Origin of the sequence: Rhizobium sp. BK376 (assembly GCF_004341625.1) — a bacterium.
In the GTDB taxonomy this organism is placed as follows: Bacteria; Pseudomonadota; Alphaproteobacteria; order Rhizobiales; family Rhizobiaceae; genus Rhizobium.
Window position 1 is genome coordinate 192,704 of the sequence record NZ_SLZG01000001.1, and the last position, 22,324, is coordinate 215,027.

21 protein-coding genes are annotated in these 22,324 nt (G+C 59.4%); 9 read left to right on the top strand and 12 right to left on the bottom strand.

Annotated elements, in window-relative coordinates:
* Positions 1-22 precede the first annotated feature (22 nt).
* Together EV561_RS01015 and EV561_RS01020 are read right to left on the bottom strand one after the other, a co-directional pair.
* Entirely contained in the window at positions 23-2,491 is a 2,469-nt protein-coding gene (locus EV561_RS01015; protein ID WP_132516721.1) for a penicillin-binding protein 1A, read from the bottom strand.
* A gap of 255 nt (positions 2,492-2,746) precedes the next feature.
* Positions 2,747-3,892 (bottom strand): N-acetylmuramoyl-L-alanine amidase, encoded by a 1,146-nt coding sequence (locus EV561_RS01020; protein WP_207910486.1) that lies wholly within the window; start codon positions 3,890-3,892, stop codon positions 2,747-2,749.
* A gap of 734 nt (positions 3,893-4,626) precedes the next feature.
* Between EV561_RS01020 and EV561_RS01025 the strand changes: the two genes are divergently transcribed.
* Positions 4,627-7,566 (top strand): ribonuclease E/G, encoded by a 2,940-nt coding sequence (locus tag EV561_RS01025; protein WP_132516725.1) that lies wholly within the window; start codon positions 4,627-4,629, stop codon positions 7,564-7,566.
* Positions 7,567-7,771: 205 nt separating this feature from the next.
* Here the strand turns inward: EV561_RS01025 and EV561_RS01030 are convergent, their stop codons facing one another.
* Complete coding sequence (locus tag EV561_RS01030; RefSeq protein WP_132518020.1) at positions 7,772-8,929, bottom strand: aminotransferase class I/II-fold pyridoxal phosphate-dependent enzyme; 1,158 nt, start codon at positions 8,927-8,929, stop codon at positions 7,772-7,774.
* A 210-nt stretch (positions 8,930-9,139) separates the two neighbouring features.
* Here EV561_RS01030 and EV561_RS01035 point away from each other — a divergent pair, with 210 nt between their 5' ends.
* From EV561_RS01035 to EV561_RS01060, 6 genes are all read left to right on the top strand, one after another.
* Positions 9,140-9,907 (top strand): DsbA family protein, encoded by a 768-nt coding sequence (locus EV561_RS01035; protein ID WP_132516727.1) that lies wholly within the window; start codon positions 9,140-9,142, stop codon positions 9,905-9,907.
* A gap of 127 nt (positions 9,908-10,034) precedes the next feature.
* Entirely contained in the window at positions 10,035-10,472 is a 438-nt protein-coding gene (aroQ, locus tag EV561_RS01040) for a type II 3-dehydroquinate dehydratase (RefSeq protein WP_132516729.1), read from the top strand.
* Positions 10,473-10,497: 25 nt separating this feature from the next.
* Positions 10,498-10,968 carry an acetyl-CoA carboxylase biotin carboxyl carrier protein gene (gene accB, locus EV561_RS01045; protein ID WP_132516731.1) on the top strand — a complete coding sequence of 157 codons (471 nt, stop codon included), beginning with the start codon at positions 10,498-10,500 and terminating at the stop codon, positions 10,966-10,968.
* A 9-nt stretch (positions 10,969-10,977) separates the two neighbouring features.
* Positions 10,978-12,321 (top strand): acetyl-CoA carboxylase biotin carboxylase subunit, encoded by a 1,344-nt coding sequence (gene accC, locus EV561_RS01050; RefSeq protein ID WP_132516733.1) that lies wholly within the window; start codon positions 10,978-10,980, stop codon positions 12,319-12,321.
* Between the two features lie 11 nt (positions 12,322-12,332).
* Positions 12,333-12,947, top strand: a complete 615-nt coding sequence (gene aat, locus EV561_RS01055; protein WP_132516735.1) for a leucyl/phenylalanyl-tRNA--protein transferase — start codon at positions 12,333-12,335, stop codon at positions 12,945-12,947.
* Positions 12,948-13,094: 147 nt separating this feature from the next.
* Complete coding sequence (locus EV561_RS01060; RefSeq protein WP_132518022.1) at positions 13,095-14,024, top strand: DUF2167 domain-containing protein; 930 nt, start codon at positions 13,095-13,097, stop codon at positions 14,022-14,024.
* Between the two features lie 77 nt (positions 14,025-14,101).
* Here the strand turns inward: EV561_RS01060 and EV561_RS01065 are convergent, their stop codons facing one another.
* The 5 genes from EV561_RS01065 to gatB all read right to left on the bottom strand — a co-directional run bounded on the left by EV561_RS01065 (position 14,102) and on the right by gatB (position 17,711).
* Entirely contained in the window at positions 14,102-14,548 is a 447-nt protein-coding gene (locus tag EV561_RS01065) for a DUF2155 domain-containing protein (RefSeq protein ID WP_132516737.1), read from the bottom strand.
* Positions 14,549-14,654: 106 nt separating this feature from the next.
* On the bottom strand, positions 14,655-15,053 hold the full coding sequence (locus tag EV561_RS01070) for an NADH:ubiquinone oxidoreductase subunit NDUFA12 (RefSeq protein WP_132516739.1): 399 nt from the start codon (positions 15,051-15,053) through the stop codon (positions 14,655-14,657).
* A 106-nt stretch (positions 15,054-15,159) separates the two neighbouring features.
* A complete protein-coding gene (locus EV561_RS01075; RefSeq protein WP_132516741.1) occupies positions 15,160-15,627 on the bottom strand; it encodes a GNAT family N-acetyltransferase in 468 nt (155 codons plus the stop codon).
* Between the two features lie 15 nt (positions 15,628-15,642).
* Complete coding sequence (locus tag EV561_RS01080) at positions 15,643-16,143, bottom strand: GNAT family N-acetyltransferase (RefSeq protein ID WP_132516743.1); 501 nt, start codon at positions 16,141-16,143, stop codon at positions 15,643-15,645.
* A gap of 65 nt (positions 16,144-16,208) precedes the next feature.
* Positions 16,209-17,711 carry an Asp-tRNA(Asn)/Glu-tRNA(Gln) amidotransferase subunit GatB gene (gatB, locus tag EV561_RS01085; RefSeq protein ID WP_132516745.1) on the bottom strand — a complete coding sequence of 501 codons (1,503 nt, stop codon included), beginning with the start codon at positions 17,709-17,711 and terminating at the stop codon, positions 16,209-16,211.
* 198 nt (positions 17,712-17,909) lie between these two features.
* On the opposite strand from gatB, the gene EV561_RS01090 reads away from it, so the two are divergent.
* Entirely contained in the window at positions 17,910-18,353 is a 444-nt protein-coding gene (locus EV561_RS01090) for a DUF1810 domain-containing protein (protein WP_132516747.1), read from the top strand.
* 9 nt (positions 18,354-18,362) lie between these two features.
* Here the strand turns inward: EV561_RS01090 and EV561_RS01095 are convergent, their stop codons facing one another.
* The 4 genes from EV561_RS01095 to gatC form a co-directional block, all read right to left on the bottom strand.
* Positions 18,363-18,872, bottom strand: a complete 510-nt coding sequence (locus EV561_RS01095) for a GNAT family N-acetyltransferase (RefSeq protein WP_132516749.1) — start codon at positions 18,870-18,872, stop codon at positions 18,363-18,365.
* Between the two features lie 112 nt (positions 18,873-18,984).
* Entirely contained in the window at positions 18,985-19,254 is a 270-nt protein-coding gene (locus EV561_RS01100) for a hypothetical protein (RefSeq protein WP_132516751.1), read from the bottom strand.
* Between the two features lie 107 nt (positions 19,255-19,361).
* A complete protein-coding gene (gene gatA / locus EV561_RS01105) occupies positions 19,362-20,843 on the bottom strand; it encodes an Asp-tRNA(Asn)/Glu-tRNA(Gln) amidotransferase subunit GatA (RefSeq protein WP_132516753.1) in 1,482 nt (493 codons plus the stop codon).
* Between the two features lie 77 nt (positions 20,844-20,920).
* Positions 20,921-21,208, bottom strand: coding sequence for an Asp-tRNA(Asn)/Glu-tRNA(Gln) amidotransferase subunit GatC (gatC, locus tag EV561_RS01110; RefSeq protein ID WP_132516755.1), 288 nt, complete (start codon positions 21,206-21,208; stop codon positions 20,921-20,923).
* A 244-nt stretch (positions 21,209-21,452) separates the two neighbouring features.
* On the opposite strand from gatC, the gene EV561_RS01115 reads away from it, so the two are divergent.
* Positions 21,453-22,304: a M48 family metallopeptidase gene (locus EV561_RS01115; RefSeq protein ID WP_132516757.1), complete on the top strand. Its 852-nt coding sequence runs from the start codon at positions 21,453-21,455 to the stop codon at positions 22,302-22,304.
* Positions 22,305-22,324 lie beyond the last annotated feature (20 nt).

Genomic DNA, 22,324 nt, shown 5'->3' on the forward strand with positions numbered 1-22,324 from the left:
GGTGCAAACGGAATTCGTGATGTCAGAACAGGCCGCCGGCGCCGGATTGCACAGCCTGCGTTGCCTGCGGCGACGTCTTGAGGATTTCCTCAGGCGGCAAGGTGTTGCTGCTGATATCGCCACCAATAACCTGGTAGGACGAGGCCGGACCGGTGCCGGGCTTGAAGGCTTCGACAATCGCATTGGGATCGCCGGGCTGAGCGGCCATGCCGGTGCTGCGATTGACGGCTATCATATTCATGCCCGGCGGTACCACGAACTTCTCGGGTTGCTCATCCTTCGTCGCGGCCTGCATGAACTCGTTGAAAACGGGGGCGGCAAGCGAGCCGCCTGTCATGCCGTGACCGAGATCGGAGGGCGTGTCGAAACCCAGATAGAGGCCGGCGACCAGGCTCGGCGTGAAGCCGACGAACCATGTGTCCTTCTGATCGTTGGTCGTTCCGGTCTTGCCGGCAACGTCTGTGTTGAGCTTGATCTTGCCGGCGGCCGTTCCGCGCGTGATGACGCCCTGCAGCATCGAGGTGATCTGATAGGCCGTCATCGGATCGAGAACCTGCTGGCGGTTGTCGAGGACGTTCGGCTCGTCCTGATTTTGCCAGTCGGTCGCGTTGCAGGTCTCGCAGACCCGTTCCTCATGCTTGAAGATGGTCTTGCCGTAACGGTCCTGGATGCGGTCGATCAGCGTCGGCTTGATCTGCTTGCCGCCGTTTGCAATGACCGAGTAGGCCGAAACCATGCGCAGCACCGTCGTCTCGCCAGCGCCGAGCGCCATGGCCAAGACAGGGTTCATCTTGTCGTAGATACCGAAGCGCTCGGCATATTCGGCGACAAGGTTCATGCCCATGTCGTTGGCGAGGCGCACCGTCATGAGATTGCGCGAATTCTCGATCGCAAAGCGAAGCGTATGGGCGCCACCGCCCTCGCCTTCGTAATTCTCAGGCTTCCAGACCTGGCCATTGCTGAGCGTGATTTCGATCGGATCATCGAGCGTGACCGATGCCGGCGTATAGCCGTTGTCCATTGCGGCAGCGTAGACGAAAGGCTTGAAGGAGGAGCCGGGCTGGCGCATCGCCTGGGTGGCGCGGTTGAACTGGGACTGCGCGTAGGAGAAGCCGCCGACCATCGCAAGCACGCGGCCGGTATGAGGATCCATGGCAACGAGACCGCCCTGAACCTTCGGCGGCTGGCGGAGGCGATACTTGGTGGAATTCTCATCGCCGATCTGCTCGACATAGACGACATCGCCCGGCGACAGCACGCCGCTCGGGGATTTCGCCGTCTTATGATCGCCGTCCGACCAGCGATAAGCCCAGCGCATATCGGCAGCGGCGATCGACCCGCGTTTGCGATCCGGGGTGATCTTGCCGCCAACATCGATATCCGGACGCAGGCCGATATCCACGCTGTCATCGGATACGGCCAGCACGACGGCGAGCTGCCATTCCGGCACGTCGGACAGCGTCGGAATCTTGGCGAGTTCCGGACCCCAGTCCTGCGAGGTCGCGATCTGTTTCAGCGGCCCGTGGAAGCCGTGGCGTTCGTCATAGCTGACGAGACCGTCCTGCAACGCCTTGCGTGCCTCGATCTGCAACTGCGGATCGAGCGAGGTGCGGACGGAAAGACCACCCTCGTAAAGCATCTTGTCACCATACTTGTCGATCAGCTGGCGGCGAACTTCTTCGGTGAAGAATTCGGAAGCGAAGACGGATCCGCCATTGCGCTTGTTGACCACGCCAAGCGGCTGCTTCTTTGCGTCTTCGCCGTCGGCCTGGCTGACATAGCCGTTCTCGACCATGCGGTCGATAACCCAATTACGGCGCGTGAGCGCGGCATCGGCGTGGCGGAAGGGGCTGTAGTTGTTCGGGCCCTTGGGCAAGGAGGCTAGGTAGGCCGATTCGGCGATCGTCAGGTCCGTTACCGGCTTGTCGAAATATGTGAGCGCGGCGCTGGCAATGCCGTAGGAATTCAGGCCGAAGAAGATCTCGTTGAGGTAAAGCTCGAGAATCTTATCCTTGCTGTAGGTCTGCTCGATACGGAAGGAAAGAATCCCTTCCTTGAGCTTGCGGTCGAAGGTTTGATCCGCCGACAGCAGGAAGTTCTTCGCAACCTGCTGCGTGATGGTCGATGCACCGACGAACTTGCGACCGGAGCCGACATTCTGAAGGTTCACCGCAATCGCGCGCATCAGGCCGCCGACATCGATGCCGGGATGGTTGTAGAAATTCTTGTCTTCCGCGGAGAGAAACGCCGCCTTGACGCGATCAGGGATGGCCTGAATCGGAATGAACAGACGCCGCTCCTTGGCGTATTCCGCCATCAGGGCGCCGTTGCCAGCATGGACGCGCGTGGTGACCGGCGGCGCATAGTTCGCCAGCACTTCGTAATCGGGAAGATCCTTGGAAACGACGCTCAGATAAACGGCCGCGACGGCTGAAACACCCAGCAACAGGATGCAGCCCAGCCCAAAGAAATATCCAAGCAATCTGACCATATTGAAGCTACCGGTGTTTCTTCATCATTTGGCGCGGAAACGATAATCGCATATCGAGCCGCGTTTTGCACGGTCCACGTCCTATTGCAAGACGAGAACGTCAACAAAGGCCTCGTTGCCGACCGTCGCGAACATACTTCGCTCTAGCGGCGGCAATGTGAGGAAAATAGGGCCACCCAACTATATTCTTCAGTCTATCCCCTCCCATCCGAAATAATCTGTGACGAGAAAGACGCGTCTTGTCTGCCGTTACCCTCACCCGCCGTTGGCGATCGTCGACGCGCGATATTCCTTCACGGCATCAGTTAGCCTGCCGACGAGCTTGTCGCGCCACTTGTCGTCCAGTAGCAGTTTCTCGTCATCCTTGTTCGAGAGGAAACCGAGTTCGAGCAGGATGGACGGCACGTCAGGCGCCCGCAGCACCTGGAAGCCGGCATGACGATGCGGATTGTTGATCATCGTGATCTGGCCGTTGAAGGAATTGAGAACATCCTGCGCAAGCGAAATGGAGAATGCCTGGGTTTCCCGCCGTGTCAGGTCCATGAGAATGTCGGCGACCTCGGCGGGTGCTGCCGGCGCTTCGGCTCCGGCAAGCTTGTCGGAGTTGTTCTCGCGGTCGGCGACATCGGCGGCAAGCTTGTCCGAGGCCTTGTCCGAAATCGTGTAGACGGTCGCGCCGCGAATATCCTTCTGCTTCAGCGTATCGGCATGCAGCGATATGAACAGAGCGGCATGGTTCTGGCGCGCGATCGTTACCCGTTCGGAGAGCGACAAATACTCGTCCTTGTCGCGGGTCAGGAAGGCCTTAATACCCGGCTGCTGGTTGAGCTTGTCGGCGAGCTCCTTCGCATAGGCGAGCGTGATCTGCTTTTCAGGCGTGGTGCCATCGCTGGCGATCGCGCCGGTATCGATGCCGCCATGGCCCGCATCGACGGCAATTAGAAAGTCTGAGGCGTTTACCTTCTGGACCGGAGCAACGGGTCCGACATCCCTCGCTGTGTCCTGGGCGGTCCAGCTCTGCTGTTTGACCAGATCGGCGAACTGATCGGGCGGCACCATTTCGGCGTCCAGCACAAGGCGTTGCCCCTTCCCGCTCTCATCGGCCTGCACCTTGGCTAGGACGAGCTTCACCGGCTTTATCGCCGTCAGCACGATCCGGGCGCTGTCGGCGTCCATCGTGCCGTAGCGAATATCCTTGAACAGTCCCCGCGGCTCCAGAGCCTTGGCGGGGAAGCCGAAGGCCGTCGCCGGCAGGTCGACGACCACCCGGGGAGGATCGGCGAGATAGTGGACCGAGAATTTCGGCTCGCGGTCGAGATCGATGACAATCCGGGTTCGTGCATCGTCACCGGCTATGCGGGCACCGTAGGCAAGGATCGGGTCCTCAGCCGAGGCTGACATAGGCGCCACCAATGCCGCCGCCAACAGGGCCGCGGCGATCGTAATACGGAGGCTACTCACAGAAATCCCACTCGCATGCCCTGCCCCTTCAACTCCTCAGGCCCCGTCCTTATATATTCCATTGAAGACGCCATCTTGGGCGTTCATGGCAATAGCGGGGACCGGTCCATCCGGCCATCGTGGAGCACACAGCGAATCCGCGGGCACCCGGTTTCCGGTTCAGCCGACGAATCCATCAATATTATGGCACACTTGGCTTTCCCCTTGCTATTGTGACAGATAAAACATACAACGCATATTAGGGTAGAAGTATTGACGGGACAGAGTCGCCGCTAAGGCAGCCACCACGTTTACATGGCGCCATAAACGGCAGTCGTCCGCCGTCGAATGTACTTTTATTCGAATACTGGATCCTGAACTTCCAGCCTAGTGCGGGAATTTCATCGGTGGAAAGCCACCAAACGCTCTCATGTTGGAGAGCACATTCATCGGACCCGAAGACGGGTCTAAAGCATTGTCGATCTCGCTTGGTTACGGATGTTGTCGCAGCGGCTTTTATCTAAAGTGAACAGACCCCGGGGGCTTACTTTCCCGGCTGTTGTCTGGCTGCTGCCCCCTCAACAGAATCAGGCGCGACTTTCATTATCCGGTGCAGCAGTGGCGGGTTGCATCCGGTCTGTCCTAATGGCAGTCCGGCCCCACCCTGCATGGCTGCGCCGAGGAGCACAGCTTTCATGGCAGACAAAATGCTTATCGATGCGTCTCACGAGGAAGAGACGCGTGTTGTTGTCGTTCGCGGGAACCGCATAGAGGAATTCGACTTCGAGTCACAGCACAAGAAGCAGATCCGCGGCAACATATACTTGGCTAAAGTCACGAGGGTCGAACCCTCGCTTCAGGCTGCCTTCGTTGACTACGGCGGCAACCGGCACGGCTTTCTCGCCTTCGCCGAAATCCATCCCGATTACTACCAGATTCCGCTCGCCGATCGCCAGGCGCTGCTGAGGGCCGAGGCGGAAGAGCATCGCCGCGACGACGACGTCGAGCATGTCGAGACGGCGAGCTTCGATCTCTCGAAGCAGGATCAGCCGGATATCGGCATCGTTCCGATTGAAGCGACCGAAACGGTAGCCGCTCCCTCCAGCGAGGAGCCTGTCGCAGAAGAGGCTGCAGCCTCGACTGAAACGGCCGCTCCGTCGGCCGAAGTGGTCGAGCCTGTGGCTGAAGCGCCCGCCAAGAAGGCAAGACCGCGCCGCAGCCGCAAGAAGGTGGCAGAGCCCGAAGCCACGGCTACCGAGGACGCTGTCCCGACCGACGTCGAAGCGCCTGCTGCCGACGACGAGGAAGGCTCGTCCGGCGAAATGGCCGCCATGGTCGATACCGATTCGATTTCGGAAGACGTGGACGTTTCCAAGCGCCGCGGCAGTGACGACGATGATGACGACGATCACGACCATGAAGAGGAAGTGATCGAATCCGTCGGCGCCGAAGACGCGATGGAAGAAGTTCCGGATCGCATTCAGCGCAAGCCGCGCAAGCAGTATCGCATCCAGGAAGTGATCAAGCGCCGGCAGATCCTGCTCGTTCAGGTCGCCAAGGAAGAGCGCGGCAACAAGGGCGCAGCTCTCACCACCTATCTGTCGCTTGCAGGCCGCTATTCGGTTCTCATGCCGAACACCGCGCGCGGCGGCGGTATTTCCCGCAAGATCACCAATCCGCAGGACCGCAAGCGCCTGAAGGAAATCGCCAAGTTGCTCGAAGTGCCGCAGGGCATGGGCGTCATCTTGCGCACGGCCGGTGCCAACCGCACCAAGGTCGAGGTCAAGCGCGATTTCGAATATCTGATGCGCCTGTGGGAAAACGTGCGCACGCTGACGCTTGCCTCGACGGCCCCCTGCCTCGTCTACGAGGAAGGCTCGCTGATCAAGCGCTCGATCCGCGACCTCTACAACAAGGATATCAGCGAAGTCATCGTGTCTGGCGAGGAAGGCTATCGTGAAGCGAAAGACTTCATGAAGATGCTGATGCCGAGCCATGCCAAGGTGGTTCAGCCCTATCGCGACATCCATCCGATCTTCTCGCGTTCCGGCATCGAGGCGCAGCTCGACCGGATGCTGCAGCCGCAGGTGACGTTGAAGTCCGGCGGCTACCTGATCATGAACCAGACCGAAGCCCTGGTTTCGATCGACGTCAACTCCGGCCGTTCGACGCGCGAACACTCGATCGAGGACACGGCGCTCCAGACGAACCTTGAGGCTGCCGACGAAGTCGCCCGCCAGCTTCGCCTTCGCGACCTTGCCGGCCTGATCGTCATCGACTTCATCGACATGGAAGAAAAGCGCAACAATCGCGCCGTCGAGAAGAAGCTGAAGGAATGCCTGAAAAACGACCGCGCTCGCATCCAGGTCGGCCGCATCTCGCATTTCGGCCTTCTGGAAATGTCGCGCCAGCGCATCCGCGCATCCGTTCTTGAATCGACCACGCAGGTCTGCTCGCATTGCGGCGGCACCGGTCATGTTCGTTCACAGTCTTCCGTTGCCCTGCATGTCCTGCGCGGCATCGAGGAATATCTGCTGAAGAACACCACGCACGACATCACCGTGCGCACGACGCCCGACATCGCGCTCTACCTGCTCAACCACAAGCGCCAGACGATCGTCGATTATGAGAGCCGCTTCGGCGTTGCGATCATCATCGATGCCGATGGCGCAGTCGGGACGCAGCATTTCGCGATCGATCGCGGCGAGCCTGTCGAGAACCCGGTCAAGATTGAAACCCTCTTCAACTTCGCAGCCATTCCCGAAGATGACGACGACGATATCGTCATCGAGGCGGACGAAGAAGAAGATGAGGAAATCGAGGAGAAGGCAGCCGCAGTCGAGCAGCCCGTCGCCCGCTCGGAAGGCGAAGCTGGCCGTAAGCGCAAGCGCCGCCGGCGTCGCCGCGGCCGCAATGGGGCCGAAGGTCAGTCGGAACAGGCCGCTTCGGACACTGCGACCGACGAAGGCGATGAAAGCGATGCCGAAGGCGAAGGCGACGACGAGGATGCAGGCGACAGCGCCGCAGAAACCTCGGCAGCCTCCAGCGACGAACAGCAGCGCCGCAAGCGTCGCCGTCGTGGCAAGCGTGGCGGTCGCCGCAATCGCGGAGATGAAGGCGAGCTTTCCTCCGCTTCGGAGGCTGATGGCGACGACGCTTCGGACGAGGACGCCGGCGAAAGCGACGGTGCCGAAGACGATAGCGTTGTAACCGTCAGAGAAATCGCTGTTGTGGAAGGCGAAGCGGCCGTCGAAGCCCAGCCGGCAATGGCTGCAGTGGAAACAGGCGCCAGCGTTACGGAAGACGTGAAGCCTGCCAAGAGCCGTCGCAGCCGCAAGCCGAAGGCCGAAGCATCGCCAGTTGAAGCCCCCGTTGCCGAACAGGCTCCTGCAATTGATGCGGAGACCGAGACGGTCGCTGAAATTGCAGCTGACCTTGGTGGCAGCACGGCAGCGGTGACCGAAGAAGCAAAGGCCGAGACAGAGGTAGAAGCCGAAAAGCCGGTCCGCGCCAACCGCGAGTCCAACGTCTCTTCCTCAGAACCGGTGGTCAAATCCAGCCGCGCGACGGAGCCGACCGATGGCGACGGCAAGCCGAAGAAGGCCGGCTGGTGGCAACGCCGCGGCTTCTTCTGAAAGCTCCTTTTCGGGGATAGGTAATTGAAATCCGGCCGCAGCGATGCGGCCGGATTTTTTGTGCTTAGGATGCGTTAAGAGCATGGCGTTTCCGCAATTGCCGTTGTCGCCATGCCTGCCTCAGGGCGGCCAATCGAACCCTAAGACGTCAATCAAGCTTGATGTATCGAATCCACAACCACCCATAAGTCACCGGAAAGAGACTCTATTTCAACCAGCCAGCGATGCGCTCCACAGCCTCTTCGATCTCCGCATTCGACCCGGCGTAGGAGAACCGCATGGCTCGGTGTCCTTCCAACGGATCGAAATCGAGACCAGGGGTGGCGGCAACGTTAATCTCGGCGAGCATCCTCTTTGCAAACACCATGCTGTCATTGGTGAAACGGCTGACATCGACATAGGCGTAGAAAGCGCCGTCCATCGGGGAAGCCAGCGGAAGGCCGATTTCGGGTAGGCGTCTTGCCAGGAAGTCACGGTTGCGCCGGTAGCTCTCCTTATAAACATCGAGTTCGACTTCGGCATCGAGCGCTGCCAGGGCAGCAATCTGCGACAACTCCGGCGGAGAGATATAGAGGCTCTGCGCCACCCGTTCGATCGGCCGCGCCAGTCGTTCAGGCAGCACCATCCAGCCGATCCGCCAGCCGGTCATGCAGTAATATTTGGAGAAGGAGTTGATGACGATCGCTTCGTCGGTCAGTTCCAGCGCGCTGGTCTCCTCCCCGACGAAGGTCAGTCCGTGGTAGATTTCATCGGAGATGAAGGCGATCGAATTTGCTGCGCAATAATCGGCCAGCGCTTTCAGTCCTTCCCTCCCCGTCACCGTGCCGGTCGGGTTGGCGGGGCTTGCGAGCAGGACGCCCTTCAGTCGCTTTCCGCTAGCGGCTTGCGCAGCTTCCAGGCTTTCCGGCGTCAGCGTGAAATGCGTCTCAGCCGTCACCGGTACTTCGACAACATCAAGGCCGAGCGCTGCAAGAATGTTGCGATATGCGGGATAGCCCGGCCGCGCGATCGCGACGCTGTCGCCGGCGTCGAACAGGGTGAGAAAGGCTAGGTTGAAGCCTGCGGACGATCCCGTAGTGATGGCAATCCGCACTGGGTCGATCTCGACACCGTGTCTTTTGCGATAATGACCGGCGAGCGTGTGGCGCAGCGCCGAGGTCCCGAGCGCATCGGTATAGCCGATACGACCGTGACCGAGCGCAGCGTTGGCGGCCTCCAGCGCCGCCTTGGGGGTCGGGTGAGAGGGTTGGCCGACAGCCATCGAGATGACGGCATGGCCGGCCTGCCGGCGTTTCGTCGCCTCTGCCAATACGTCCATGGCGTGGAATGGCTCGACTTCACTGCGCTTAGATAGGGAAAACAAGGTCAAATTCTCTCTTGGATGGATCGCCGCCAGACAATTGCCGCAATAATCGAGTGTTCACAATCCCGCGATTGCCACGCCACTTCGAATATTCCTGTTTCAGGAACGTCGGGGGCACCGTAAATTGCCGTCTCATGTCTATGGATTTTAACCCGGCGATGGTATCCGCTGACAAGAGCAAACTTCACCGATCGAACGACGAGGAATCCGATGTCCCTTTTTTCAAAGTCGCTGCTGACTGCATCAGCCGTCGCCATCGCAGCGTCGCTGGCCTTCGTCCAGCCTGCCGCAGCCCTCGATGATCAGCAGAAGAAGGAATTCGGTGACTTCATCAAGGAATACCTGATCGCCCATCCGGAGGTCATGCTCGACGTGCAGGCGGCACTCGACAAGAAGCAGGAAGAGGCCCGCCTCGAACAGTCGAACAAGGCCATTTCCAGCAACAAGGACCTGATCTTCAACGCCAAGTACGACATGACGATCGGCAATCCGAAGGGAGATGTCACCGTCGTCGAGTTCTTCGACTATAATTGCGGTTATTGCCGCCATGCGCTGAGCGACATGGATACGCTGCTCAAGAACGACAAGAACATCCGCTTCGTGCTGAAGGAATTCCCGATCCTCGGACCGGAATCGGTTGCGGCATCGAAGGTCTCGGATGCCTTCCGCAAACTTGCTCCTGAAAAATATGCCGAATTCCACCACACCCTGCTCGGCAGCGACGGACGCGCGACCGAAGACAGCGCCATGGAAGTCGCAACCAGCCTTGGGGTAAGCGAAAGCGCGATCCGCCAGGAGATGGCGAAGAGCCCCGATGATGCTTCGGTCAAGGAAACCTATCAGCTCGCAACCAATCTCGGCCTGACCGGCACCCCCTCCTACGTGATCGGCAACGAAGCCGTATCGGGCGCGATCGGACTCGATGCGCTGAAGGAAAAAGTCGACAATGTCCGCGCCTGCGGCAAGACTACCTGCTGAGGCTGCTCATTAAATCGCCAGAATCAGAGCGTTCTAACGCTGTGGACAAGCATGACCTATGTCCTGAGGGCTTTTCTCCGGGTCCTCGGGAGTCTATAGGTTGCGCTGCACTTTGATGGAACTTCTGATGACACAAACCATTTTCGTCTTGAACGGACCTAACCTCAATGCTCTAGGCAAGCGCGAGCCGGGTATCTACGGCGGCAAGACGCTGAAGGACATAGAGGCGGATTGCCGCTCTGCGGGCGAAACCCTCGGTTTTGAGATCGATTTTCGTCAGAGCAATCATGAGGGCATGCTGGTCGACTGGCTGCATGAAGCCGATGATCGCGCCGTCGGTGTGGCAATGAATGCCGGCGCCTACACGCATACCTCGGTTGCCCTACATGACGCCATCAGGGCTATTTCGATACCGGTCGTGGAGGTGCATATCTCCAATATCCATGCCCGGGAAGAATTCCGTCACAAGTCGATGATCGCGCCGGCAACCAAGGGCATGATCTGCGGCTTCGGGCCGTACAGTTATATTCTGGCGCTGCACGCGCTGAAGTCCATCACGCAATAACAAGAATTACATAGGGTTCCACTCCATGGCTGAAAAGAAGAACGGTATCGACCAGGCACTGATCCGCGATCTCGCAAATATTCTCAACGACACGGATCTAACCGAGATCGAAGTCGAGCAGGACGATCTGCGCATTCGCGTTTCGCGTGCCGGCACACCGCAGTATATCCAGGCGCCGATGGCGGCCCCGGCCTATGCGGCTGCGCCCGCACCGGCGGCAGTTGCAGCTCCGGCTGCGCCTGCGGCAGCGACACGCAACCCTGCGAACCTCGTGAACGCACCGATGGTTGGCACGGCCTATATGGCACCGGCTCCGGGCGCCAGCGCCTTCATCCAGGTCGGCGCCGCGGTCAAGGAAGGCCAGACGCTGCTGATCATCGAAGCCATGAAGACGATGAACCAGATTCCTTCGCCGAAATCAGGCACCGTCACGGAAATCCTTGTCGAGGACGGACATCCCGTCGAGTACGGCCAGCCCCTCGTCGTCATCGAATAAGGGATCGCCATGATTTCGAAGATCCTCATAGCAAACCGCGGCGAGATCGCGCTTCGCGTTCTGCGCGCCTGCAAGGAGCTCGGCATTCCGACCGTCGCGGTTCATTCGACCGCGGACGCCGATGCCATGCATGTGCGCCTTGCCGACGAAAGCGTCTGCATCGGCCCGCCGCCCTCGCGCGACAGCTATCTCAATATTCACCAGATCGTTGCAGCCTGCGAGATAACCGGCGCTGATGCCGTGCATCCCGGTTACGGCTTTCTGTCCGAAAACGCCAAGTTCGCCGATATCCTCGAGGCGCACGGCATCACCTTCATCGGGCCGACCGCCGACCATATCCGCATCATGGGCGACAAGATCACGGCGAAGGAAACGGCCAAGTCGCTTGGCATTCCTGTTGTTCCGGGCTCTGCCGGCGAAGTGAAGCCCGAGAATGCGCTGCAGATCGCTCGCGAGATCGGCTTCCCCGTCCTTATCAAGGCCACCGCCGGTGGTGGCGGCCGCGGCATGAAGGTCGCGAAGAGCGAGGAAGATCTTCTAGAAGCGGTTTCGACCGCACGTTCGGAAGCTCTGGCCGCCTTCGGCAACGACGCCGTCTACATGGAAAAGTACCTCGGCCAGCCGCGTCATATCGAAGTCCAGGTCTTCGGTGACGGTGAAGGCAACGCCATCCATCTCGGCGAACGCGACTGCTCGCTGCAGCGCCGTCATCAGAAGGTCTGGGAAGAGGCAAACTCCCCGGCGCTCAATGTCGAGCAGCGCATGAAGATCGGCCAGGTTTGCGCCGATGCCATGAAGAAGCTCAAGTATCGTGGGGCCGGCACGATCGAATTCCTCTACGAGAACGGCGAGTTCTATTTCATCGAAATGAACACCCGCCTGCAGGTGGAACATCCGGTCACCGAAGCCATCACCGGCATCGACCTCGTGCATGAGCAGATCCGCGTTGCTTCCGGCGGCGGTCTTTCGGTCACGCAGGATGAGGTGCATTTCCATGGCCACGCCATCGAATGCCGCATCAATGCCGAGGATGCCCGCACCTTCGTGCCCTCACCCGGCACGATCACGCATTTCCATGCACCGGGCGGCCTTGGCGTTCGCATCGATTCTGGCGCCTATCAGGGCTACAAGATCCCGCCTTATTACGACAGCCTCATCGGCAAGCTGATCGTGCATGGACGCACCCGTGTCGAATGCATGATGCGCCTGCGCCGTGCCCTCGACGAATTCGTCGTCGATGGCATCAAGACGACGCTGCCGCTGTTCCAGGATTTGGTTTCCAACCAGGATATCGCCAATGGCGATTACGATATCCACTGGCTGGAAAACTACCTGGCGAAAAGCCCCAATTGAGGGCGAACTGAATGGTCGGGCCGCGCACAAGGTCACCGGGGATCACGCCGGAAATCCTGTTGCGCGCCTATTCCATCGGGCTCTTCCCGATGGCTGAATCGGCGGACGATCCGGAAATATTCTGGGTCGAGCCGGAACTACGCGGTGTCCTGCCGCTCGACGCTTTCCATGTTTCCAAGAGTCTCGCCAAGACGGTCAGGCAAAGGCCCTTCGACATCCGTTTTGACTACGATTTCGACGCCACTATTGCGGCCTGCGCGGAGCATACGACAGGTCGTCCCAGCACCTGGATCAACAAGACCATCAGAACGCTCTATTCGGCGCTTCACCGCATGGGGCATGCCCATTCGGTCGAGGCGTGGGATGGAGATGAACTGGTGGGCGGTCTATATGGCGTGTCGCTCGGCTCCGCCTTCTTCGGCGAAAGCATGTTTTCGCGCAGGACCGATTCGTCGAAGATCTGCCTCCTGCATCTGGTGGAGCGGCTGCGAGAGAAAGGCTTCACCCTGCTCGATACCCAGTTCACCACCGAGCATCTGAAAACCTTCGGCGCAATCGACATCTCGAAGGATGACTACGCCAAGATGCTGGCGAAGGCGATGGAATCGCCGAATTTGGAGTTTTGAGTTCCGCCTAGCGGATCAGGCCTATCCAACCTCCTTTATATCCGATCTGGAGCATCGCCCGCTGGTTATGCAGGGGATTCACCCACCCCTGCGTTGATTTTCGAACTGATTTGTTTAGGCATCGAAAATGCAACGGGGGATAGAATCTTGAGACAATATCTTATAGCCGCGATCTTCTTCGCTCTTTTGGCGGGACAAGCCGCCGCGCGCCCCTATCAAGAAATATTCCCCGATAGAAAAGATTTCTCCGACAGCGAGAAAGCATTGCTGCAAAAGCTCGATTTTCAGCAGGGTGCCGTCAAGCTTTCCGAAGCAAGGGCGATGCTCAACGTGCCCTCCGATTTCTACTATCTGAGCCCCGCCGATACAAAGACCGTGCTCGTCGATATCTGGGGCAACCCTCCAGATTCGGCCGAAGGAACGATGGGAATGATCTTCCCGGCAAAATATGCGCCGACGGATGGCGAAGCCTGGGGCTCGATTGTGGAATATAACGCTGACGGTTATGTGTCTGATGCCGATGCCGCCAGCACGGATTACGACGAACTCCTTCAGAACATCAAGGATTCCATCAAGGAAAACAACGTCGAGCGCGAGAAGAACGGCTTCAAGAAGATCACCCTCGTCGGCTGGGCCTCGCCGCCCCATTACGACCAGTCGGCCCATGCCTTGCATTGGGCCCGGGATCTGATCTTCGGCGATGACTCGAAGGCGGAGCACACTCTCAACTATTCCGTTCGCGTGCTTGGACGCGAGGGCGTCATGCAATTCGACTTCGTTGCAGGGCTCGATCAGTTGAAGGAGATCGAAAGCGCGATCCCCACCGTCACGAAGCTCGTGCAGTTCGATCAAGGGATGACCTATGGCGATTATGCCAAAGGCGACAAGATTGCCGCCTATGGCATGGCGGGCATGATCGCTGCGGGCGCCGGTGCCAAGATTGCCGCCAAGATCGGGCTACTCGCGAGTGCCGTGGCCTTCTTCAAGAAGGCGGCAATCCTGGTCCTAGTCGTGGCCGGCGGCGTGGCCCGCTTTGCAAAGGGTCTGTTCAGAAGGAACAAAACACCGGGCGCCTAGGCCAAGGTTCGACAATAGCGCCGACAAACAATCGGTGGGCTCGTCGATGAACGCCAAACCCTTCAGTTCGCCGCTCTTCAGTTCGTCTTGGGGTTCGGATTATCCGGCGGCGGAATGTCGGACTTCTGCTTGCACTCTTTCAGCCAGACGTCATAGATCGGATGCTCGACCGCATTGAGGCCCGGGCTGTCGGCAAACATCCAGCCGGTGAAGATGCGGCGGATACGGCGATCGAGCGTGATCTCATCGACCTCGACGAAACCGTCGATCTTTTGCTGCTCGGTATCGTCGCGGGAGTAACAAGCTTTCGGCGTCACCTGCAGTGCGCCGAACTGCACCGTCTCGTTCATATAGACATCGAAAGTGGTGATGCGACCAGTGATCTTGTCGAGACCGGAAAAGACGGCGACCGGATTGGAGATACGCGCAGCTTCCGCGGGCGATGTCACGATCGCGCCTACGCCAGCAACAAGCATCATCGCAGCCATTGCACGCAAAGAACTGCTCCGCGTGAAAAACGTCATATGCGCCAGTCTCCAGCGTGGTGTCGATCGCAGCCACGGACGCGGTGTCACGAAGCCTCTTGCGTGGCTAAATGCCAATTGTGGCCAAAGGACGGGCCGAAGCCCCTTAGTTGCCCGGCGTCCAGGCGTCGTAGTCGCCCGTTACCCGCGGACGCTCGCCGCCAGCGGAAATGGAGCCGGGCGGACGGTAGGCCTGCGGCGAACCCGTCGGGTTTGCGCGGTGCGGCTTCTGCCATTCCTTGGGCACGTAGTTTTCCTGCGTCGGCGGAACATTGGTGCGGTGATGCATCCAACCGTGCCAGCCCGGCGGAATGGCGGAAGCCTCAGCATAGCCCTTGTAGACGACCCAGCGCTTCGGCAGGCCATAGGAGGACATGCCTGCTTCGTAATAGACGTTCCCGAGCTCGTCTTCGCCGACGCGCTTGCCAAAGCGCCAGAGTGCGAAACTCGTGCCCATGGTTGAGTTGTTCCACCAGGTGAAGGTCTGAAGCAGAAGTTTCTTCATGTCTTTTCCTTGAGCTCGGCCAGGACGGCGAGCGGGACCAGAATTCGATCCCTCGCTTATGCCGCCTGCCGGATCGATTGTCCAGTGATTCCCAGCCACATGACCGTCATTTCAGAGCCATCTTGAACCCGAGATGAGAGGGCTTGAAACCTAGTCTTTCATAGAAGCGGTGGGCATCTTTCCGTGCGGCATTCGAGGTCAGTTGCACCAGCCGCATTCCGCGACGCCGCGCATCCTCGATGCAGAAGGTGATCATCTTCGCGCCGATCCCCTGCCCCCGTAAATCGGACCGCGTCTGCACGGCTTCGACGATCATCGACGATCCGCCCTGGCCGTTCAGCGATGTGGTGATCATGGTCTGAAAAGTGCCGACGGCCGTGCCATCAAGTTCGGCGACATAGAGGGTCTGGTCGGACGAGGCCGCGATGATGTCGAATGCGCGCTTATAAGCGCCGAATGCAGCGGGATCCGTCGTATCGCCATGTCCGCCGACGGCGTCTGCGGCAAAGAGGGCGATCAGGGCCGGCAGATCGGACTCGCGCGCTTCGCGAATAATCAATTCAGTTCCGTTCATGCCCTTGCCTGCCGGTCAATGTCCCAATGGCTTCTCGAAAACCAGCGCAGGAATGCCGGACTGGTTCTGTCCCGCATTCTCGTTGCGGCCGACTTCCGTGAAGCCATGGACCTTGTAGAAGGCGATGGCGTCGGCGTTTTCCGGCTCGACATCGAGGCGCATGATTTCGGCATCCGGAAAGCACGTTTCGAGCTCCGCGAAGAGATCGCGTCCGATCCCCTGCCGCTGCAGCGACGGCTTCACGTAGAGCATGTGCAGCAGCACCGTCTTCGCCATGTCCTTGGACATGGTCGCATAGCCCATGCCGCCGATGTCCTTGCCGTTATCGGCGACGACGAATTCCGAATCCTTCTTTTCCAGGCGCGCCTTCAGCTTGTCCGGCGCCAGAAGCAGGGCGATCAGCTCGTCGACCTTCGCAGAACCGTAGAAAGGGTCGTAGGTCGCATGCCAGCTCTCGACCAGCAGCGCGCGAACCTTTGCAAGATCCTGTTCGCCGGCGGTACGGACGAAATACATCGTCGAAATCCTTTCGATTTATCCAAATCCGGGCGGGAAACGCCCGGACTCTTCCTGGACTTGCGTCAGTCCTCGATACCGAGCTTGGCCTTCACAAGCGCCTGTACGGCCTGCGGATTGGCCTTGCCGCCCGTCGCCTTCATCACTTGGCCGACGAACCAGCCGGCCAGCGTCGGCTTTGCCAGCACCTTTGCGACCTGATCCGGATTGGCGGCGATGATCTCGTCGACAGCCTTCTCGATGGCGCCGGTATCGGTCACCTGCTTCATGCCGCGCGTCTCGACGATTTCGGCGGGATCGCCGCCTTCGTTGAGCACGATTTCGAAGAGGTCCTTGGCGATCTTGCCCGAGATCGTCTCGGCCTTGATGAGGTCGATGATCGCGCCGAGCTGGGCAGGAGAAACCGGAGTCTCTTCAATGCTTTTGCCGGTTTTGTTCAAGGCGCCCAAGAGGTCGTTGATGACCCAGTTCGCAGCCATCTTGCCATCGCGGCCCTCGGCCACGGTCTCGAAATAGTCGGCAATCGCCTTTTCGGACACCAGCACCGACGCATCGTAGATCGACAGGCCAAGGTCGCGAACGAAGCGCTCCTTCTTGTCGTCGGGCAGCTCCGGCAGGTACTTGGCCAGTTCCTGGACGAAGGCGTCGTCGAATTCCAGCGGCAGCAGGTCCGGGTCCGGGAAGTAGCGGTAGTCATGCGCATCTTCCTTGGAGCGCATGGACCGCGTCTCACCCTTGTTCGGGTCAAAGAGGCGGGTTTCCTGGTCGATGGTGCCGCCATCCTCCAAAATACCGATCTGGCGGCGGGCTTCGTACTCGATCGCCTGGCCGATGAAACGGATGGAGTTGACGTTCTTGATTTCGCAGCGCGTGCCGAATTCGGCGCCCGGACGGCGAACGGACACGTTGACGTCGGCGCGCATGGAGCCTTCGTCCATGTTGCCGTCGCAGGTGCCGAGATAGCGCACGATCGAGCGCAGCTTGGTCATATAGGCCTTGGCTTCATCCGAGGAGCGCATGTCCGGCTTCGAGACGATTTCCATCAGCGCCACGCCAGAGCGGTTCAGGTCCACATAGGACATGGTCGCATGCTGGTCGTGCATCGACTTGCCGGCATCCTGCTCCAGATGCAGGCGCTCGATGCCGATCTCGATATCCTCGAACTGGCCCTGGCGGTCGGGACCGAGCGAAATGACGATCTTGCCCTCGCCGACGATCGGATCCTTGTATTGCGAGATCTGATAGCCCTGCGGCAGATCGGGATAGAAATAGTTCTTGCGATCGAAGACCGAGCGATGGTTGATCTGCGCCTTCAGGCCGAGGCCGGTGCGCACGGCCTGCTTGACGCATTCCTCGTTGATAACGGGCAGCATGCCGGGCATGGCGGCATCGACGAGCGACACGTTCGAATTGGCCGGCTTGCCAAATTCCGTCGAAGCGCCGGAGAACAGCTTCGAATTGGAGAGCACCTGGGCATGGACTTCCATGCCGACAATGACTTCCCAATCGCCGGTGGCGCCGGGAATGAAGCGTTTCGGATCGGGCGTGCGGACGTCGACAAGGGTCATGGGATGCTCGTGCAAGTGCTTTTCTGGAGGTTCCGAGGTAGAGCAAATGAAGGCCCTGCGCAAGGCTTTCGGCCTCTCCTTCGCGGCAAATGGGGCACAACCGGATCGCTGCGAGTGCCGGAAAATGACGGCGCGATCTTGCAGGGATCGCGGCGAGCGCAAGATCATTCTTCAGGAACATCAACGGAGGCGCAAAGCATGACGGGGCATTCCGATTCACATGATCTCGATCGTTTCGTGACGGCTCAGTCGGGCGTTTACGACCAGGCGCTGGCGGAACTGTCCGCCGGGCGGAAGCGAACACACTGGATGTGGTTTGTTTTCCCCCAATTTGCAGGTCTTGGACATTCGACCATGTCCCAACGATATGCGATCGAATCGATAGCCGAGGCGAAAGCCTATCTGGCGCACCCCGTTCTCGGCGCCCGCCTGCGCCAATGCGTAGAGGCGATGCTCAGCGTCAAGGCAAAGTCGGCGCACGACATTCTCGGCTATCCCGACGATTTGAAATTCCGATCCTCGATGACATTGTTTTCGTCCGTTGCCGGCCACGGCTCGCCCTTCGCACAGGCGATTGATCGCTTCTTCGAGGGGGAGCCGGACAGAAAAACGTTGGAACTCGTTGGAAACGCCAAAGGTTGAACGACCAGACTAGAAGCCGATACCGTAGGTTCCGTCGTCATCAGTGACCAATGTTTTGCTTAATCCGATTGTCGGTATGTCACGGTCGAGCCTTGGCGAATAGATGACGGAAAGCCAATGAACCTCATAGCCGTGTGCCTTGAAAAAGCTGACAGCTTCGGCGTTGCCCGCATGGCTCTGGAGCGCCGCTTTTTCCAGGCCCTGCCCAACGATATCCTTCTCAATCTGAGAGAGCAGCGCCGAGCCGAGGCCCTGGCGGGTATAGCTGGGATCGATCCAGAAGTCGGTGATGTTTTCGTCGAGTTCCTCGCGAGCTGCCCAGCCGGCGAGCGCCCCGTTCTGCTCGATAACCGTGATCGTCAGCCAGGAACGTTCGGCAAACTGGGTGAAGGCAGTCCTGGCGCTTTCCAGATGCGCATCCGTCCCCCCGATCGGCGCCATGGCCCTCTGCCAGGCGCGAAGGCCGATATTGGTCAGTATCCCCGCCTCACCCGCATGCGCATTCCGGATATGGATCATTAGGCCCCCTTGATATCAAGGGTAGTAAAACACTGAAATATCCACTTTTCCAGTATGATGCAGCAAATCACGGTTCGCCGCGCTGAGCACTCACGGGCCACAGCTGATTTTGCTATGCGGTGGTCAGCTCGGCCTTCATCACGGACCAGTCGTCGGCAATCGATCCGGATCGCTTTTTGCCGGCGCGACGATACCAGTAATCGGCGTTCCCATCGTCGCCTTCGATGCGATGGCAAAGCGCGTGCCCCCAATCGAACGGCCGTTCGCCCTCATGCGCCTGGCAGATGGTATGAACCGTTTCCCAGTCCGGCCCCATCGTGAAACCGCCGGCCTCGAGGCGATCGAATGCCTCGATCATCTGTGCAAGATCCGATTTCGACATGCGTCTTCCTCCTGACCGCCCCACGTCTCGCAAAATGTCTGCGTACTAAACAATTTCGCCGGCCTTTTTGGGGCCGGCGAGTTCTATTCCTACTGTCGCAACGCTGGTTACCACCACTTGGCAGGCGTAAACCTGCCCGCGGCCTGTTCGATGACATGCGCGGTCTTAAACAGCGTTTCCTCGTCAAACGGCTTGCCGATCAGCTGCAGGCCTAGCGGAAGACCCTTGTGATCGAGGCCCGCGGGCACTGCGATGCCGGGCAGGCCTGCCATGTTGACCGTAACGGTGAAGATGTCGTTCAGGTACATCTTGACAGGATCGGCGGCCAAATCCTCGTCAGCAACGCCGAAAGCAGAGGATGGCGTAGCGGGCGTCAGGATCGCATCGACGCCTGCGCCGAAGCAGAGTTCGAAGTCGCGCTTGATGAGCGTACGAACCTTCTGCGCCTGGATGTAGTAGGCGTCGTAATAGCCGGCCGAGAGCACATAGGTGCCGATCATGATGCGGCGCTTGACTTCCTTGCCGAAGCCGGCGGCACGCGTCTTCTCGTACATGTCGACAATGTCCTTGCCGTCGACGCGCAGGCCGTAGCGGACGCCGTCATAGCGGGCAAGGTTCGACGAAGCTTCGGCGGGAGCGACGATGTAATAGGCCGGCAGGGCATATTTCGTGTGCGGCAGAGTGATATCGACGATCTCGGCGCCGGCATCCTTCAGCCACGCGATGCCCTGTTGCCAGAGCTTCTCGATGTCCTCGGGCATGCCGTCGACGCGGTATTCCTTCGGAATGCCGATCTTCATGCCCTTTAGGGACTGACCGATGGCTGCTTCGTAATCCGGAACCGGCAGGTCGACGGAGGTCGTATCCTTGGCATCGACCGATGCCATCGACTTCAGGAGGATCGCGGCGTCGCGCACGTCGCGGGCGATCGGGCCGGCCTGGTCGAGCGAGGATGCGAAGGCGACCGTGCCCCAACGCGAGCAGCGGCCATAGGTCGGCTTGATGCCGACCGTGCCGGTGAAGGCTGCCGGCTGGCGGATCGAGCCGCCGGTGTCGGTTGCGGTCGCACCAGCGCAGAGATGGGCGGCAACGGCAGCGGCAGAACCACCCGACGAGCCGCCGGGGACGAGCTGCTGGTTGGAGCCTGCCGCGCGCCAGGGGTTGATGACCGCGCCGTAATGCGAGGTTTCGTTGGAGGAGCCCATGGCGAACTCGTCCATGTTGAGCTTGCCGAGCATGACGGCGCCGTCGTCCCAGAGGTTCTGGGTCACTGTCGATTCGTAGCGCGGCTCGAAACCGTCAAGAATATGGCTGCAGGCCTGGGTATGGACGCCTTCCGTCGCGAAAAGGTCCTTGATGCCGAGCGGAATGCCTTCCAGCGCACCGGCCTTGCCGGCGGCGATGCGGGCATCCGAGGCCTTGGCCATCTCGCGGGCCTTGTCGGCGGTCACCTTGATATAGGCATTGAGCGCGCCATTGGCCGCGTCGATTGCCGAAACATAGGCTTCGGTCAGCTCGGTTGCGGTGATTTCCTTGGCCGTCAGCTTCTTGCGGGCTTCGGCAATGGTCAGGCTGGTCAGTTCGCTCATGTGGCTTCGCTTCACGTCTCAATAGGGACTGCGGGTAATGGCTGGGAAGAACGCCTGTTGCGTTCGATCCGGGTCGGTTATTCGACGACCTTGGGCACGAGGAAGAAGTTCCGGTCGCTAACGGGCGCATTGGCGACGATATCGTCGGCCTTGCTGCCATCGGTCACTTCATCGGTGCGCTTCTTCATGGCCATGGGCGTAACCGACGTCATCGGCTCGACGCCGGATACATCGACTTCCGACAATTGCTCAACGAAGCCGAGGATGCCGTTCAGCTCGCCCACCATGCGCTCAGCTTCATCTTCGCTGACGGCAATACGGGCAAGATGCGCAACGCGCTTCACGATGGCAAGATCGACGGACATGGCATTCTCCGGATAGGATTTTTCCTACCCGCTATAAAGGCCATGCTGGCTGCGTGCAACTGGCAAGGCCCGGACAGATCGGCAAATCGGCCCGGAAACCGCCATCATGTAAGGAAGAACCATTCCGCAACCATGTCGCGATTTTTCCAGCCTAGCTGGATTTACGGTTTCTTTTTGTCAAAACTATACCCTATCCTCCACTCGCAATAATTGAGGCAGCCTCTGCATATCCGGGGAAATACAGATGGAATTCAAAATTTCTAAGGTTCGGCATCCCAAAGAGAAGTTCTACGGTACGTTGATGCTGATCATCGGCAGCGTCGGGTGGGTGATAGCTGCCACCGTCATCGTCTTTACAGCAATGAATAACCCTGCGGACCTCCTGGTGACGGTCCTCTATATCGTCGTCCTGTGGTTTGTGGGCTATGTAACTCGCGCATTGCTACGCGCCCATATGCTCGGCCACTATGTCATGGTCGGCCCGCAACAGTTTCCCCATATCCATCAAATGGTCGTCGAAGGCGCCAGGCTGGTCGGGCTGAAGGAAGCGCCTCAGACGTTCGTCTACAATTCCAGCGGCGTGATGAATGCCATGGCGCTGAAACTCATTGGGCGCACTCGATATGTCTGGTTGACGTCACAGCTCATCGATGCCGACAACGACGAACAGCTGAAATTTGTGATCGGCCATGAACTCGGCCATCACGCCGCCGGTCATCTCGACAGGCTTAGCATCCTCCTGCATATGCCGGCTCATATAATACCTTTTCTGGGAAAAGCCTATTCGCGTGGTCGCGAGTTGACCTGCGATCGGGTCGGTTTTCTCGTTTCCCGTAACTTGCAGGCTTCCCGCACGGCGTTACAAATGCTTGCCTCCGGCAGCGCGAGGTTGAATAGTCAGATGAATCCCGCGGCATTCGAGGCGCAGGAGCGTATGATGCCGCCAATCGCCGGCTTCATCCTCCATATCGTTTCTCCATATCCCCGCCTCAGTCGCCGAGTTGAGGCGCTGGGCAAATGGGCGCCGAGCCTCGGAAACTCGTCTGCACCGCAGATTCGCGATCCGGGCATGCGGATCGAACCGCAACTGGCCTGACATGGCAGGCCTTCAATTCC